Source organism: Aestuarium zhoushanense (genome assembly GCF_056431045.1).
On sequence record NZ_JBWKMA010000004.1, the window covers coordinates 19,620 to 33,529 of the forward strand.

The following is a 13,910-nucleotide window of genomic DNA, read 5'->3' on the forward strand; positions in this document are numbered from 1 at the left end:
CAGTCTGCCTTCGGGTTTTTCATATCCGGGACATACTAATGACGGCACACACCGTATCTGGCACGGCAGAGTATCTCGCTCTGGTCCGCCGCCGCCGCCTTTATGGGGCCATTCTGGTCGCGCTCTTCTTTGTGCTTTTTGCGAGCGGGTTCACCGTTGCCGAAGATCGAAATGCAGGCGGATTTCTAGACGGTTTGCACCGCATTTTTGATTTCCCAAAAGAGATTTTCGCTGAGGCCTTCACGAACTGGCAGAACCTGCCGCGTTTGTTCGTGGCCGCTATTCCGTCCCTAATCGAGACCCTGAATATCGCAGCGATTGCGACCTTGTTCGGCGGTCTCTTGGGGATGGCTCTGGCCTTTCTGTCGACGCGTGGTCTGGCCCTTTGGCCGCGCCTGACATCCGTTTTCCGCCGCATCATGGATACCATGCGCGCTGTGCCTGAGATCGTGATCGCACTTGTGCTCATCTTTCTCTTGGGCGTTGGCCCTGTCCCCGCGATGATCGCGATTGCGTTCCACACGGCGGGCGCATTGGGCAAACTGTTTTCCGAAGCGGCAGAGAACGTGGACTTGAAACCCGTTGAAGGTTTGGCTTCGGTCGGGGGCAATTGGTTCCAGCGTATCTGGTTTGGCGTGATGCCACAGGTCGCCCCGAACTGGTCGTCCTACGCGCTTTTGCGGTTCGAGATTAATATTCGCGCCTCGGCGATCCTTGGCTTCGTTGGCGCTGGTGGTTTGGGCTACGACCTGAAAACCGCGCTCCAGTGGGGGCAGGGGAAGTACGATCAGGTTGTCGCCATTTTCGCGATCCTGTACCTGACCATCATGATCGTTGACCACTTGTCCGACCGTGCCCGTCAACGTCTGGTAAAGGGAGGGGCATTGGCATGACCACAGCATCTGAAAATTTCGAAACCGTCGGTTTGAAGCAGTCCATCGAGGGCACATTTCGGTTCCGCAAATGGCGCAGCATTGCAGTACCTTTCGCGATCCTTGGCTACCTGATCTACGTATTCTTCGCGTTTGACGTCGCGGGCCTCGCGTCTCGTGCGCGTCCTGAAAACGCAGCGGTCCTCCTTGGTGATTTCTGGTCCTATAAGACCCACGTCACGCGCGATAACCGTTCTGGTGAGGTCGTTGCCTCGGTCGAGGGCGAACGCAAAGGGGCATACCCCGCAGGCGAAGGCCCCGAGTGGGTAGCTATGGGTGAAACCACGGCTATTTCGCTCTATGGTGATGCCTTTGTTCAATATCTTCCTGAAAATACGGCCGTCATCAATGTTCCTGACTTTGGTGAAATCACGACCCAAGTGAACGGGCGCTCAGTAGTTCTTACGCTCCCTGATGGTAAAGACATTCCAGAGTGGATGAGCGTCTCTCGCAATCGCGTGTCCATCGACCAAGGCAACTGGCGGTTCTCTATGACCCCCGCACGGACCGAAGTGTTCCGCTATCAAGCGGGCTGGGAGCTGTTCTTTTTTACCCTCGATAGTCCGTTCTACGGCAAATCAGTTGGAGAATTGATCGCGCTCGCCATTTGGGAACCGCGTGTGACCGCAGAGCATTCCAACATCATCGCCATGATCGACGGCTTTTGGAACAATAAGATGTGGCGCCATGGCGATGTGTTCTGGGCGATGGGTGAAACGGTTCTGATGGCGTTCATCGGTACGATGGGGGCAGGGATGATCGCGTTCCCGCTGGCCTTTTTTGCGGCGTCGAACTTTGCGCCTGCGGTCTGGCTCCGCCTCACATGCCGCCGTCTGTTTGACTTCTTGCGCGGAGTTGATGGCCTGATCTGGACCGTCATTCTGTCCCGTGCATTCGGTCCTGGTCCGATGACGGGCTCCTTGGCGATCCTTCTGACGGATACGGGCACCTTCGGGAAGACCTTCTCTGAGGCGCTAGAAAACATCGACAACAAACAGGTCGAAGGCATCCAGTCCACGGGCGCGAATATGATCCAACGCATGCGCTTTGGTGTGATCCCGCAGGTCCTCCCGCTGATCCTGTCGCAGCTGCTCTATTACTTTGAATCGAACACCCGTTCGGCCACTGTGATTGGTGCGCTTGTCGGTGGTGGTATCGGTCTTTTGCTGACGCAGGCGATCATCACCCAAAAGGACTGGGAAGAGGTGTGCTACTACATGATCCTCGTCGTACTGACGGTGATGATCATGGACACGATCTCGGGCTGGATCCGTAAGAAATTCATTAAAGGGTAATCATGCCGAAACTCTCTGCGACCGAACCGTTTGTTCATCCCGACTGCGAGATCGGCAATTCCACCTTTGGGGCCTATGTTGAAATCGGCAAAGGCAGTCGCGTTCTGAATTCGACGTTCGAGGATTATTCCTACTGTGACCGTTACGCTGACGTGGCGAACACGACGGTTGGTAAATTCGCGAATATCGCGGCCTTCACGCGGATTGGGCCGACGGATCACCCGTATCGGAATGCGGCGCAGCACCATTTCCTCTATCGGTCGTCCTATTATTTCGACGGCGTAGAGGATGATCCGGCGTTCTTTGAACACCGCGCATCACGGCGGAGCACGTTGGGCGCGGATTGCTGGATTGGGCATGGGGCGATCATCAAGCCAGAGATCACCATTGGCATCGGTGCCGTCGTCGCATCAGGCGCGGTCGTGACCAAGGACGTGTCGCCGTTCATGATAGTGGCGGGTGTTCCTGCGCAGCCAGTGAAAATGCGGTTTGATCAATCCGTTGCAGATCGGCTCTTGGACCTCGCGTGGTGGGATTGGCCTCATGATCGGCTCAAGGACGCATTGAACGACTTCCGCCGTTTGCGGGCCGAAGAGTTCTTAGAACGTCACGAGGGCTAATGCCCTTCGTTAGCAACCGTTAGCGCGACGCGATCCCCGACAAACCAGCTTAACCCATATTCAATCGGTGCACCGTCGCGGTCGACGTTGATCGCTTCGGTCCGCAAAAGTGGTGAACCTTCGCTGACCTTTAACATGCCGGCGCGCGGCCCTTTGGCGACGGTCGCGGTAATGCGGGTCGAATGGCGGGTGTAGTCGGTCACACCAAGCCGTTCGAGCGTTTTAGAAATCGACCGCTCGGTCTCCATGATCTGCGGGAGGTCCGCAAACCTTTGGGCGGGCAGGGCAGAGATAAAGTGGCAGATGGGCAGGGCATCGCCCGACGAAATCCCTTCGACCACATGGACCATATCAACGCCCAAAGCCTCGCGTTCTTCGGCCTTAGCGGGGCGCGTTTCGATGCGGATCACTTGCCGCGATGGTGCACGCCCCGTAGCCGCGATGTTTTGGTGAAACCGCACACGTGCGCCGAGCTGGTAGTCGGCAGGCGGGTTCGAAGCGACGAACACGCCAGACCCGCGCTGAGACACCGTTATCCCGTCTTCGTTCAGAGACGCGAGGGCATGGCGCACGGTGTGACGGTTGACGCCGAACCGCGCCGATAATTGCGCCTCAGTCGGGAGCTTTGCTCCTGCGGGATAAAGGCCTTCGCCAATTTCATCTTTGAGAGTTTGGGCAATCGACAGCCACACAGGATTTTTGCGTGTCATGAAACCTTCATTTGCGAAATGGCGACGAATCTAGCAATATTTGTCTAGTTGTATAGATAGGTAGACAAATCGTCAAGATGTCCACACTGACCACAGACACCCGCAAATCATACATGGGCCTACTGGCGCGTGCTCGCCCAGAGCGGCTCGAACAGTTGTTGCCCGATCTTCCTGCGCACGATTGGCTGCGCCGTCCCGAGATTGGCACAACGATGGTGCGCGGTCGGATCGGCGCGACAGGTGCGCCGTTTAACCTCGGTGAGATGACCGTGACGCGCTGTGCGCTCAAACTGTCGGATGGCACGGTTGGGCACGCCTATGTGCAAGGGCGCGATCAGGGCCACGCGACACGCGCGGCGATTGTTGATGCGCTGATGCAATCCGAAGGCGTGGAGCAAGTCGATGCGACCATCCTCGCGCCGCTTCGTGCGGAAGAGGCTGAGAAACGCACCTCTCGCGCAGAGAAAGCCGCAGCGACCAAGGTCGAGTTCTTCACAATGGTTCGGGGAGAAGACTGATGTTCGAAGCCGAAGTTTTATCTGGCGGTTTTGCCAACCCCGCCCAAGACAGCGCCCGCGCATTTCGTGCCTGCCTCGAAGCGATGGCGCGTCCGGGGCGTATCCAGCAGATCGCAGGCGCGGTCCCGCCCGCGCCTTTGTCGCCCGCTGCTGGCGCGATCCTGCTAACACTCGCCGATGCGACGACACCGATTTTCATCGCCAAGAGCCACGATACTGAAGCCGTCCGCAAATGGATCGCGTTTCACTGCTCGGCCCCAATCGTAGCGGCGGGTGATGCCGATTTCGCGATTGGCACGTGGGATACGCTGCAACCCGTATCGCAGTACGCAATCGGCACGGCAGAATATCCAGATCGGTCCGCAACATTGATCGTTGAATGCGAGGATATTTCGGCATCGACGGCCACTCTGTCTGGCCCTGGGATTGAAACGACACAGGCGGCCTATCTGCCCAACATCGACGCCTTTGTCGCAAACAGTGCGCAATTCCCGTTGGGTTTTGACTGTTACTTCACTGCGGGCAGCCAACTATCGGCCCTTCCGCGTAGCACGAAAGTGGAGGCACTCTGATGTATGTCGCAACCAAAGGCGGTGAACGCGCGATTGATGCGGCGCATCAGTGGCTTTCCGATGAACGGCGTGGGGATCGTTCGGTTCCCGATCTGAGCGTTGCTCAAATCCGCGAACAAATGGCGCTGGCCGTGAACCGTGTGATGGCCGAAGGCTCGCTATACGATCCTGACCTTGCTGCACTGGCGATCAAACAGGCGCGGGGCGATCTGATTGAAGCAGTGTTCCTCATCCGCGCCTACCGCACGACCCTGCCGCGCTTTGGGGCGTCTGTTCCGGTCGAGACGGATCGCATGGACATCATTCGTCGTATTTCCGCGACGTTTAAGGACGCGCCGGGTGGTCAAATCCTCGGGCCGACCTTCGACTACACGCACCGTCTGCTCGATTTCAAACTTATGGCGGATGGCGAGACACCAGAAGCGCTGCGCAAAGAGGCGGATGACGTGGTCGCGCCGCATATCCTGCAGCTCCTCGATCAAGATGGGCTGATGGAGCCGCTGACGGATGGCGACGAAACACCGCCTGACCTCACTCGCGAGCCTCTCGAAATGCCAGCAGATCGCCCGCTGCGTTTGCAGGCCTTGGCGCGTGGCGACGAAGGGTTTGTCCTGTCGATGGCCTATTCGACCCAGCGTGGTTACGGACGCACGCACGCCTTTGTCGGCGAATTGCGGATTGGCACGTGTGCTGTCGAGATGGAGATCCCTGAGCTGGGGTTTGCCGTTGAGATCGGTGAAATTGAGCTGACCGAATGTGAGACGGTGAACCAATTCACAGGGTCCAAATCCGAGCCGCCGCAATTCACGCGGGGCTACGGTTTGGTCATGGGCCAATCAGAGCGCAAGTCGATCTCGATGAGCCTCGTGGATCGTGCACTCCGCTGGGAAGAACTGGGCGAAGACAACGTCGGTGCGCCTGCCCAAGACGCGGAATTCGTCCTTTATCATTGCGACAACATTCAGGCGACGGGCTTCCTCGAGCATATCAAGCTGCCGCACTACGTGGACTTCCAATCCGAACTGGAACTCATCCGAAAACTCCGCCGCGAAGCTGCGGATGCTCAGGTCAAGGAGGCCGCAGAATGACCGATCAGGCCTACAACTTTGCCTATCTGGACGAGGCGACAAAGCGGATGATCCGCCGCGCGCTTCTCAAGGGCCTCGCGATCCCTGGCTATCAGGTGCCGTTTGCCAGCCGTGAAATGCCGATGCCTTATGGCTGGGGCACGGGCGGTGTTCAGGTCACTGCAGCGTGTCTGACGCCAGAGGATACTCTGAAGGTAATCGACCAAGGGGCTGACGATACGACGAACGCTGTGTCGATCCGCAAGTTCTTTGAACGGACCGCGCAGGTTCAAACCTCGGAAACCACGGCAGAGGCGACCGTCATTCAGACCCGTCACCGCATTCCAGAGGTCGCACTGACCGAGGGACAAATCCTCGTGTATCAGGTGCCGATCCCAGAGCCGCTCCGCTTCCTTGAACCCCGCGAAAGCGAAACACGTCGTATGCATGCGCTCGAAGAATACGGGTTGATGCATGTGAAGCTCTACGAGGATATCGCCCGCCACGGCGCGATTGCGACCTCCTACGCCTATCCCGTGAAGGTCGAGGGGCGCTATGTCATGGACCCGTCGCCGATCCCGAAATTCGATAACCCGAAACTGGGTGGAAATGCTGCGATCCAACTGTTCGGTGCTGGGCGTGAACAACGCATTTATGCGCTTCCACCTTATACCGATGTCGTGAGCCTTGATTTCGAGGATCACCCCTTTGACCCAAGCAAGGCGGATCACGCCTGTGATCTTTGCGGGTCGGAGGTGAGCTACCTCGACGAAGTGATCACCGATGACAAAGGCAGCCGCATGTTTGTGTGTTCCGACACCAGCTATTGCACCACCCGTCAGGATGAGGGTCACACAGGCCGCTTGTCGCCAGAAGGAGAAGCGGCATGACCATGCATGATGTATCTCTCGATCAACCGCTTTTCCGCGTTGATGGTCTGACCAAACGCTATGGTCAGCGGATCGGCTGTGCCGACGTCAGTTTCGACCTCTGGCCGGGTGAAGTGCTCGGCATTGTGGGGGAATCTGGGTCGGGTAAGTCGACGCTCTTGGGATGTTTGGCAGGGCATATGCAAGCGGACGAGGGAAAGATCCTCTACCGTGGACGCAATACACTGACTATGCCAGAACCTGAACGTCGCGTGCTGTCCCGTACCGAATGGGCCTTTGTTCACCAGAACCCGCGCGATGGGTTGCGGATGGGCGTTTCAGCTGGCGGCAATGTTGGCGAACGTCTGATGGCAATTGGTGCGCGGAACTACGGCGATATCCGCGAAACCGCGACTGATTGGCTGGGCCGTGTTGAGATCGCATGCGAACGCATTGACGACCGTCCGCGCCAATTCTCGGGCGGGATGCAGCAGCGTTTGCAGATCGCACGGAACCTTGTCACTTCGCCCCGACTGGTGTTCATGGATGAACCAACAGGTGGTCTGGATGTGTCCGTGCAGGCGCGTCTATTGGACCTTCTGCGGGGGCTCGTGCGTGACATGGGGCTTTCTGTGATTATCGTGACCCATGACCTTGCGGTTGCCCGCCTTTTGGCCGACCGTTTGATGGTGATGAAGGATGGCCACGTGATCGAACACGGGCTGACCGATCAGGTGCTCGATGATCCGCAGGCAGCATATACCCAACTTCTTGTTTCTTCCGTCTTGCAGGTGTGACCATGATCGAGATCGAAAACCTCTCAAAAAGCTTCACCCTGCATAATCAAGGGGGCGCAGTCATTCCTGTCATGGCTGGTGCTCACCTGCGGGTCGAACCTGGGGAATGTGTGGCGCTCACGGGTCAATCGGGCGCTGGTAAATCTACGCTTATGCGGATGATTTACGGGAACTACCTCGCAGCCTCTGGTTCGATCCGTATTGGAGGCGTTGATGTGGCCACCGCCACCCCGCGCGAGATCATTCGCCTGCGCCGTGAAACGCTAGGATATGTCAGCCAGTTCCTTCGCGTGGTACCTCGTGTGCCGACCCGCACGGTGGTTGCAGAGCCGTTGTTGGCCTTAGGTAAACCTGAAGGTGAGGCACATGCACGGGCTGAGGAATTGCTCACGATGCTCAATATCCCCGAACGGCTCTGGTCACTGTCGCCAACGACGTTTTCGGGCGGTGAACAGCAGCGCGTGAACATCGCACGTGGCTTTGCCCATGAATACCCCGCGATGCTCCTCGATGAACCGACGGCCAGCTTGGATGCGCGGAACCGCGACGTGGTTCTGTCGTTGATCGAGGGTGCAAAAGAGCGGGGCGCTGCGATCATCGGGATTTTCCACGATGAGGGTGCGCGGAACCAAGTTTGCGATCGTGTGGTGGACGTTACGGGCTTTACGCCAAAGGCGGCCGCATGATCATCGCTGTCGTAGGGCCATCTGGCGCGGGCAAAGATACGTTGATCTCGGGTGCTCTGTCTGCGCGGCCTGATATCCAATTCGTGCGTCGAGTGATTACCCGCCCGACTGAAGCGGGAAGCGAAGATTTCGAAGGCGTGACCTTTGATGAATTTGCCGCCCGCAAGGCTGATGGAGAGTTCGCCCTCGATTGGGAAGCGCATGGCCTATGCTACGGCATCCCAAAGGATCAGACGACGGCTCCCCTCGTGATGTTCAACGGATCGCGTCAGGCGCTGGGCCTCGCAACTTCTGTTTTCCCTGATCTACGGGTCATCGTCGTGACGGCCCCTGATCATATCCTCGCTGACCGCCTCTCTGCCCGTGGTCGTGAAACCCGAGTTGAAATCGAAAACCGTCTCAAACGCGCAACGTTCGAATTACCCGAGGGGATTGATGCAACGGTCGTCGTCAATGACGGCACCGAGGCCGAAGGCATCACGCGCTTCCTCGCGGCTCTTGCCGATTTCAAATGAAAATTTCCCGCGTGTCATATGGCTGTGACGCACCGATGGGATGTGACCTGTCTACGCCGACACCCGAATTCTAGGATCTTCCAAATGACCGAAACAATCCTTGCAAACGCAACTGTTGTTCTGCCCGAAACTGTGGTGGCGGGCACCGTTGTGATCCGTGATGGCGAAATCGCTGATATTAGCGAAGGGCGCTCGGTCCCGACGGGAGCGATCAACTGCGAGGGTGACCTCGTGATGCCAGGTTTGATCGAGCTGCACACCGACAACCTCGAACGCCACCTCGAGCCACGGCCCAAGGTCGACTGGCCCCATAAGGCCGCGATCATCGCTCACGATGCGGAGCTATGCTCGGTCGGGATCACCACCGTGTTCGACGCCTTGCGGGTTGGGTCGGTGACGAAGAAGTCGGGTGACTACAAAAAATACGCGCGCGAGGTTGCGACCGAACTTTTGGATATGCGGTCCCGCAATGCCTTGCGCATTTCGCACTATATTCACCTGCGTGCGGAAACCTGTTCTGAGACTTTGATCGAAGAGTTGGACAGTTTCACCGCCGAAGACCGCGTCGGGATCGTCAGCCTGATGGACCACACACCGGGCGCACGACAGTTTCGGAACCTTGATAAGCTGAAAGAATATTATCAGGGCAAGCATGGTATGTCGGATGATGACTTTGATGTTCATGTGTCGCACCAACTGGCGCTGAAAGAGAAATTCGGTACCGCCCACGAGGCAGCGTCCGTTGAGGGCGCACGTCGTTTGGGGGCCGTACTGGCGAGCCATGATGACACCCTTGCTGAGCACGTAGTGACGTCCAAGCAATACGGTGTGACCTTTGCAGAGTTTCCGACAACGATTGAGGCAGCGCAGGCCTGCAACGATCACGGAATCGCCGTGATGATGGGGGCGCCGAACTTGATCCGTGGTGGGTCGCACTCTGGAAACGTGGCAGCGCATGTGTTGGCCGAGGCAGACCTCTTGGACATCGTTTCATCGGACTACGTCCCCGGCGCGCTTTTATCCTCGGCTCTGTTGTTGGGCGATCTTTGGGGGGACGTGGCACGTGGTGTTCGCACTGTTACCGCCGCACCGGCCAAGGCCGTCGGTCTAACCGATCGTGGTCGCATCGAGGTTGGGAAACGCGCTGACGTGATCCGTGTAAAACGGGTTGATGGCACAGGCACCATCCACGGTGTTTGGGTGAAGGGTCAGCGCGTCGGCTGATCCATCCTGCGGCTCTCCTAATTTTCTAAGCCCCGAACATATTGCTGGCATCTACTTCGAAAAGCTGGAGTAATCGGTACCTAGTGCGAACAGTCTACAGGGGGAGCCGATGACACGGGTTTTAGCGTTTGGGGATAGTCTCACGTGGGGGCACCGCCCCGAAGATGCCGCACGACATGCGCCAGAGTTTCTGTGGCCTAACATCGTTGCAGGACGCCTTGGGGTCGAAGTGATCTCTGAGGCGCTGGGCGGTCGCACAACGGCATTTGATGATCACACGGGTCCCTGTGATCGCAACGGGTCTGTGGTGCTGCCGATCCTGTTGCAGAGTCATTCGCCGCTGGACCTTGTCGTGATTATGCTCGGCACGAATGACCTAAAGACCGACGTCTGTGGGTCCGCAACTGGGGCCACTGCGGGGATGAAACGGTTGGCGCAAATCATACGGCATTATCCCTATGGCGCGTCGGGTTCTGTACCGAAAATTCTATTCGTGGCACCTCCGCCCTGCGTGATTGGGCCAGATGGCAAAACGGGCAGCGGGCGAGATGTTGCGGAAACCCGACTGCTTGCCCCGATGTATAAAGCCGCCGCCGAGGAACTGGGCGTCGCGTTCTTTGACGCGGGCACGGTCGCGCAGGCGTCGCCGATTGATGGGGTGCATCTGGATGCAGCAAACACAGCGGCCATTGGTGACGCGCTCGTCGCGCCGATCAAAGCTATTCTGGGGCTGTAACGCAAAACCAGAGGCAGGCGGAGCAGTCCGTCTGTCGTCTAATCGTAATGTTGGAGGAAAAGTGGCAGCCCGTAGGGGAATCGAACCCCTCTTTCCAGGTTGAAAACCTGGCGTCCTAACCGATAGACGAACGGGCCACTCTGTGCGTGAGGGGCGTCTTAATCATGTCTGTGCGGCGGCGCAAGCGGGAAATTCAGTCTCTTGCGCGTCGACCGTAGAAAATTCCTGCAAGGATTAACGTAACCCCCAAGGTGCGCGCCCAAGCGACCCCAGCGGTTCCCATCGCGATATCGAGGATCACGCTGGATACCATTTGCCCTGCGATCACCAATACAGCCGTTTGCGCAGCGCCGATGCGTGCGATGAGCCAGCTGGATGACGCGATAAATACTACGCCAACCGCGCCGCCAGCGTAGGCGGTCAGTGGGATGTCAGAGAGGCCGTCTTGGGGGTGGGACCATCCAATGGAGAGGACGATCACGCAGAGGACCGCGAAGCCAACCGCATGATTCCAGAACGATGATTCTAACGGGCTTGTGGAGAGCGACAGGCGACCATTGATTTGGCGGCTCAGTCCGACCAGCAATCCTGCGGCAAAGGCGAGGAAGACGTAAAACCAAATTCCCATCAGACCCGCCCCAAATAGATGATGATCAAACTACCCGCGCAGATCATTGCGAAAGAGATCAACTCGCGCGGCGCCAAACGACGTTTTGGCAAGCCAAACAGCCCTAGCACATCCGCGCCAAGTCCAAACACCATCTGTCCCGCAAGGCCGAGGGCGATTGTGCCCGAGAGTGCAAGCGATGTGTTCACCGTGGTTGAGGTGAGGATCACCGTCAAAGCCCCCGAAATACCGCCGAGGTAAGCCCAGAACGGAGCGCGAGACCGCGTGCCTGCCTTTGGGCGGCGCCGAAAGAGCACTATGAGAGCGATGATGGCTGCGACGGTTCCGACCCCATGCGCCACCCATGACGAAAAGATCGCGCCGCCTCCTAATGCGACGCGGCCATTGAACAGCGTCATAATCGTCAGAAGACCGCCGGTGAGAAAGGCGATCAGAATGAGGTGCGTTTTTGATGTGGTGTGTTGCGTCATGCGCTGTGTTTGACAGTCGCCGCTGAGTTGCGCAACGCTAGATAGCACGGTGCTGCTAGGCGGGCGCGTGAGAATGGAAATTTTAGCTATAAATTTGCTCAGCTTGTGCTAAACCTCCGCGTGTATACTAATTGTGGGGTATGGTATGTCCTTTGCGCGCGCTGTCGTTCTGTCGTCTCTCATCTTGTCATCCGGTGCCGCTGTTGCCGAAACCGAGAGCGGGTGGGGCCTGACAGGCGTCGGTCGGTTGTTCAACAACGACTACTTTGGCGACAATGAGGATCGCTGGCGCACAGGCAGCTACGTATTGTCTTTTGCATTTTCGAAGGACAACGAACGCGACTATGCCGATCAGCCCTTTGGGTTGATGGAGCTTCGTTTGCGCTCCGAAGTTATCGCGCCGCGAAACCTGAATGGTGCAAAGTCCGCCGACCGCGCCTATGCGGGCATTTTGTCGGTCGGGGCGTATACCCACTACGAGATTAGCGATCTGGAAATCAGCGTGGGCACGGACATTGTCGTCGTCGGTCCGCAAACGGGCATGATGGAGTTTCAGCGGAATTTCCACGACCGCGTTGGGGCCCCTGAAATCGCGGCCTCAGTCGAAGCAAACCAAATTGCGAATGGCGTCTATCCGACCCTTACGACCGAGATCGCTCGCGAAATCGACTTTGGCCATTCATACCTGCGCCCGTTCGTTGAAGGGCAGTACGGGGCCGAGGATTTGATCCGCGTTGGTGCTGACTTCCAATTCGGGGATGTGGCGGTTGATGTGGCGCATGGCCGTGATCCGGTCACGGGGCAGCGGTTCAAACTGGCGGATTCTCATAACCGCGGGCTCGCATTCCTGTTGGGGGCCGATTACGCGATTGTCGGAGATAGCATCTACTTCCCCGCCAGCTTTGGCGTTGAGGCAGAAGACACCCGCTATCGCCTTCGTGCGGGCCTCAATTGGCAAATCGCGCCTAAGATTTCATTCTATTACGGCGCAACTTACCTGTCCGAAGAGTACGTCGGTCAAGAAGAAGGCCAAGTCGTCGGTTCGCTGAAGCTAAATTTCAACTTCTAAGTAAAAAGTTAACGCGTTCTCACGTTTAGGGTTGATTCGCGAGAATCCACCTGCTTATTTTGATGTCAGATCCGCGCGGGACAAAAGACGCGGGCAGACTGAGGCAGAGAACGGGCATGAAAACGGGCTTTCTAGGCACGTTTGTCATTTCCTGGGCGCAATGTGAGATTGACGGGCTCTGGTCCGCGCCGCGCGATGCGTTTCGCGTGGGGGCGACTTGGACCTGGACTGGGGACGCAGTACGGGTGGATGGCCCGAATTCTGTGCTTCCTTTGGGAATTGCGACCGGAGAGGCAGACATTCGAAAAAGAGCGGCGCATTCGGTGCGACGCATGTTGCAGGCGGTCGAGACCAAAGATCCCATCGGGATCGAGGTAGAGGTCGATCACCCACTCTTTGAGAAGAGTTTTAGCATCACGGATGGGCGGGACACTTGGACTGTCACCTTGATCGAGACGGGCCGTGGTCGCCCGCCGCTGCTGATGTTCATCGGGGATATTCCGCCGCGCCATCGCGAGATGTGGATCGTGTCGCATAACATTGACCTTGAGCGCCCTGATCAGATCAGTGCCGCGCCGGGTGGTGTTATTTGTTTTACCCCTGGGACGACCATTCAAACGGAACACGGTCCTCGGTTCGTTGAATCCTTGCGCGAAGGCGATCGGGTTCAGACCAAGGACAATGGCTGTCAGGAAATCCTCTGGATCGGCACACGCCGTGTGACAGGCGCGCGTTTGTTTGCGATGCCGCACTATGCGCCGATCCGGATGCGGGCAGGGGCCTTGGACAAGGATGTCCCAGACGAAGGCCTGCTTGTGTCGCCCGATCACCGCATGATCCTCAAGGGAGCGCGCGCGCGCGCCTTGTTCAATGCGGATGAGGTACTGGTGACAGCACGCGATCTGGTGAACGATCATTCGATCTATGTGGATAGTTCGGTTCGTGAGGTGACTTATATCCACATGCTTCTTCCGCAGCATGAAGTGGTCTTTGCGAATAAGGTCGAAACCGAGAGCTTCCACCCAGCAAGCGCGGCTTTGTCCCACTTGAACGAGGCTGATCGGTCGCGCCTCTTCCAGCGGATGCCAGAGCTGGGCGGCGACCCGCAGACTTACGGTATGTTTGCGCGTCGTGTCCTGTCTGGTAGCGAAGTGGAAATCCTGAGGCACGACAGTCGGCTAATGTGACAAAAGAGCGTTGAC

General features: G+C 57.7%; 17 protein-coding genes and 1 tRNA gene. 14 read left to right on the forward strand and 4 right to left on the reverse strand.

The genetic code is table 11. The annotated features are described in order from the left end of the window. Nucleotides 1-38: 38 nt before the first annotated feature. Genes phnE (AC07ED_RS02375) through AC07ED_RS02385 form a run of 3 tightly spaced genes read left to right on the forward strand, consistent with a single transcriptional unit; the run spans nt 39 to nt 2,847 of the window. Nucleotides 39-893, forward strand: coding sequence for a phosphonate ABC transporter, permease protein PhnE (gene phnE, locus AC07ED_RS02375; protein WP_105234409.1), 855 nt, complete (start codon nt 39-41; stop codon nt 891-893). Then, nucleotides 890-2,227 carry a phosphonate ABC transporter, permease protein PhnE gene (gene phnE, locus AC07ED_RS02380; protein ID WP_105234410.1) on the forward strand — a complete coding sequence of 446 codons (1,338 nt, stop codon included), beginning with the start codon at nt 890-892 and terminating at the stop codon, nt 2,225-2,227. Before phnE (AC07ED_RS02375) ends, phnE (AC07ED_RS02380) begins: the two co-directional genes overlap by 4 nt. Nucleotides 2,228-2,229: 2 nt before the next feature. Then, nucleotides 2,230-2,847, forward strand: a complete 618-nt coding sequence (locus AC07ED_RS02385; RefSeq protein WP_105234411.1) for an LbetaH domain-containing protein — start codon at nt 2,230-2,232, stop codon at nt 2,845-2,847. On the opposite strand, the gene phnF is transcribed toward AC07ED_RS02385, so the two are convergent. Beyond that, nucleotides 2,844-3,557, reverse strand: a complete 714-nt coding sequence (gene phnF, locus AC07ED_RS02390) for a phosphonate metabolism transcriptional regulator PhnF (RefSeq protein WP_105234412.1) — start codon at nt 3,555-3,557, stop codon at nt 2,844-2,846. The two genes, AC07ED_RS02385 and phnF, sit on opposite strands and share 4 nt — an antisense overlap. 77 nt (nt 3,558-3,634) lie before the next feature. On the opposite strand from phnF, the gene phnG reads away from it, so the two are divergent. The 9 genes from phnG (at nt 3,635) to AC07ED_RS02435 (ending at nt 10,541) form a co-directional block, all read left to right on the forward strand. After that, the gene (gene phnG / locus AC07ED_RS02395; RefSeq protein WP_105234413.1) at nt 3,635-4,075 is read left to right on the forward strand and encodes a phosphonate C-P lyase system protein PhnG; all 441 of its coding nucleotides are present in this window, start codon (nt 3,635-3,637) and stop codon (nt 4,073-4,075) included. Continuing rightward, nucleotides 4,075-4,647 (forward strand): phosphonate C-P lyase system protein PhnH, encoded by a 573-nt coding sequence (phnH, locus tag AC07ED_RS02400; protein ID WP_105234414.1) that lies wholly within the window; start codon nt 4,075-4,077, stop codon nt 4,645-4,647. The genes phnG and phnH overlap by 1 nt, the downstream gene beginning before the upstream one ends. Then, on the forward strand, nt 4,647-5,735 hold the full coding sequence (locus AC07ED_RS02405) for a carbon-phosphorus lyase complex subunit (protein ID WP_105234415.1): 1,089 nt from the start codon (nt 4,647-4,649) through the stop codon (nt 5,733-5,735). The genes phnH and AC07ED_RS02405 overlap by 1 nt, the downstream gene beginning before the upstream one ends. Next, nucleotides 5,732-6,604 carry an alpha-D-ribose 1-methylphosphonate 5-phosphate C-P-lyase PhnJ gene (locus tag AC07ED_RS02410; protein ID WP_105234416.1) on the forward strand — a complete coding sequence of 291 codons (873 nt, stop codon included), beginning with the start codon at nt 5,732-5,734 and terminating at the stop codon, nt 6,602-6,604. The genes AC07ED_RS02405 and AC07ED_RS02410 overlap by 4 nt, the downstream gene beginning before the upstream one ends. Before the next feature lie 2 nt (nt 6,605-6,606). Then, nucleotides 6,607-7,380, forward strand: a complete 774-nt coding sequence (phnK, locus tag AC07ED_RS02415; RefSeq protein WP_105236282.1) for a phosphonate C-P lyase system protein PhnK — start codon at nt 6,607-6,609, stop codon at nt 7,378-7,380. A 2-nt stretch (nt 7,381-7,382) separates the two neighbouring features. Beyond that, nucleotides 7,383-8,066, forward strand: a complete 684-nt coding sequence (gene phnL, locus AC07ED_RS02420; protein WP_105234417.1) for a phosphonate C-P lyase system protein PhnL — start codon at nt 7,383-7,385, stop codon at nt 8,064-8,066. Beyond that, nucleotides 8,063-8,581, forward strand: a complete 519-nt coding sequence (gene phnN, locus AC07ED_RS02425; protein ID WP_105234418.1) for a phosphonate metabolism protein/1,5-bisphosphokinase (PRPP-forming) PhnN — start codon at nt 8,063-8,065, stop codon at nt 8,579-8,581. Before phnL ends, phnN begins: the two co-directional genes overlap by 4 nt. A gap of 84 nt (nt 8,582-8,665) precedes the next feature. Further along, nucleotides 8,666-9,805 carry an alpha-D-ribose 1-methylphosphonate 5-triphosphate diphosphatase gene (locus AC07ED_RS02430; protein ID WP_105234419.1) on the forward strand — a complete coding sequence of 380 codons (1,140 nt, stop codon included), beginning with the start codon at nt 8,666-8,668 and terminating at the stop codon, nt 9,803-9,805. A 109-nt stretch (nt 9,806-9,914) separates the two neighbouring features. Further along, nucleotides 9,915-10,541: an SGNH/GDSL hydrolase family protein gene (locus AC07ED_RS02435; RefSeq protein ID WP_105234420.1), complete on the forward strand. Its 627-nt coding sequence runs from the start codon at nt 9,915-9,917 to the stop codon at nt 10,539-10,541. Between the two features lie 62 nt (nt 10,542-10,603). Here the strand turns inward: AC07ED_RS02435 and AC07ED_RS02440 are convergent. The 3 genes from AC07ED_RS02440 to AC07ED_RS02450 all read right to left on the reverse strand — a co-directional run bounded on the left by AC07ED_RS02440 (nt 10,604) and on the right by AC07ED_RS02450 (nt 11,639). Then, a tRNA-Glu gene (locus AC07ED_RS02440) sits at nt 10,604-10,678 on the reverse strand. A gap of 56 nt (nt 10,679-10,734) precedes the next feature. Further along, nucleotides 10,735-11,169 (reverse strand): DMT family transporter, encoded by a 435-nt coding sequence (locus tag AC07ED_RS02445; protein ID WP_105234421.1) that lies wholly within the window; start codon nt 11,167-11,169, stop codon nt 10,735-10,737. Next, nucleotides 11,169-11,639 (reverse strand): DMT family transporter, encoded by a 471-nt coding sequence (locus AC07ED_RS02450; protein ID WP_105234422.1) that lies wholly within the window; start codon nt 11,637-11,639, stop codon nt 11,169-11,171. Before AC07ED_RS02450 ends, AC07ED_RS02445 begins: the two co-directional genes overlap by 1 nt. 145 nt (nt 11,640-11,784) lie before the next feature. On the opposite strand from AC07ED_RS02450, the gene AC07ED_RS02455 reads away from it, so the two are divergent. Further along, the gene (locus tag AC07ED_RS02455) at nt 11,785-12,708 is read left to right on the forward strand and encodes a lipid A-modifier LpxR family protein (RefSeq protein ID WP_105234423.1); all 924 of its coding nucleotides are present in this window, start codon (nt 11,785-11,787) and stop codon (nt 12,706-12,708) included. 332 nt (nt 12,709-13,040) lie between these two features. Further along, nucleotides 13,041-13,895 (forward strand): Hint domain-containing protein, encoded by an 855-nt coding sequence (locus AC07ED_RS02460; protein ID WP_478241776.1) that lies wholly within the window; start codon nt 13,041-13,043, stop codon nt 13,893-13,895. The last annotated feature ends 15 nt before the right edge of the window (nt 13,896-13,910 follow it).

Coding starts and splice junctions, on each gene's coding strand:
- phnN (WP_105234418.1), top strand. CDS start 8,063: ATGATCATCGCTGTCGTAGGGCCATCTGGCGCGGGCAAAGATACGTTG.
- AC07ED_RS02445 (WP_105234421.1), bottom strand. CDS start 11,169: ATGGGAATTTGGTTTTACGTCTTCCTCGCCTTTGCCGCAGGATTGCTG.
- AC07ED_RS02410 (WP_105234416.1), top strand. CDS start 5,732: ATGACCGATCAGGCCTACAACTTTGCCTATCTGGACGAGGCGACAAAG.
- AC07ED_RS02455 (WP_105234423.1), top strand. CDS start 11,785: ATGTCCTTTGCGCGCGCTGTCGTTCTGTCGTCTCTCATCTTGTCATCC.
- AC07ED_RS02405 (WP_105234415.1), top strand. CDS start 4,647: ATGTATGTCGCAACCAAAGGCGGTGAACGCGCGATTGATGCGGCGCAT.
- AC07ED_RS02450 (WP_105234422.1), bottom strand. CDS start 11,639: ATGACGCAACACACCACATCAAAAACGCACCTCATTCTGATCGCCTTT.
- AC07ED_RS02435 (WP_105234420.1), top strand. CDS start 9,915: ATGACACGGGTTTTAGCGTTTGGGGATAGTCTCACGTGGGGGCACCGC.
- phnE (WP_105234410.1), top strand. CDS start 890: ATGACCACAGCATCTGAAAATTTCGAAACCGTCGGTTTGAAGCAGTCC.
- AC07ED_RS02460 (WP_478241776.1), top strand. CDS start 13,041: ATGTTGCAGGCGGTCGAGACCAAAGATCCCATCGGGATCGAGGTAGAG.
- phnH (WP_105234414.1), top strand. CDS start 4,075: ATGTTCGAAGCCGAAGTTTTATCTGGCGGTTTTGCCAACCCCGCCCAA.
- phnG (WP_105234413.1), top strand. CDS start 3,635: ATGTCCACACTGACCACAGACACCCGCAAATCATACATGGGCCTACTG.
- phnE (WP_105234409.1), top strand. CDS start 39: ATGACGGCACACACCGTATCTGGCACGGCAGAGTATCTCGCTCTGGTC.
- phnK (WP_105236282.1), top strand. CDS start 6,607: ATGCATGATGTATCTCTCGATCAACCGCTTTTCCGCGTTGATGGTCTG.
- AC07ED_RS02385 (WP_105234411.1), top strand. CDS start 2,230: ATGCCGAAACTCTCTGCGACCGAACCGTTTGTTCATCCCGACTGCGAG.
- AC07ED_RS02430 (WP_105234419.1), top strand. CDS start 8,666: ATGACCGAAACAATCCTTGCAAACGCAACTGTTGTTCTGCCCGAAACT.
- phnL (WP_105234417.1), top strand. CDS start 7,383: ATGATCGAGATCGAAAACCTCTCAAAAAGCTTCACCCTGCATAATCAA.
- phnF (WP_105234412.1), bottom strand. CDS start 3,557: ATGACACGCAAAAATCCTGTGTGGCTGTCGATTGCCCAAACTCTCAAA.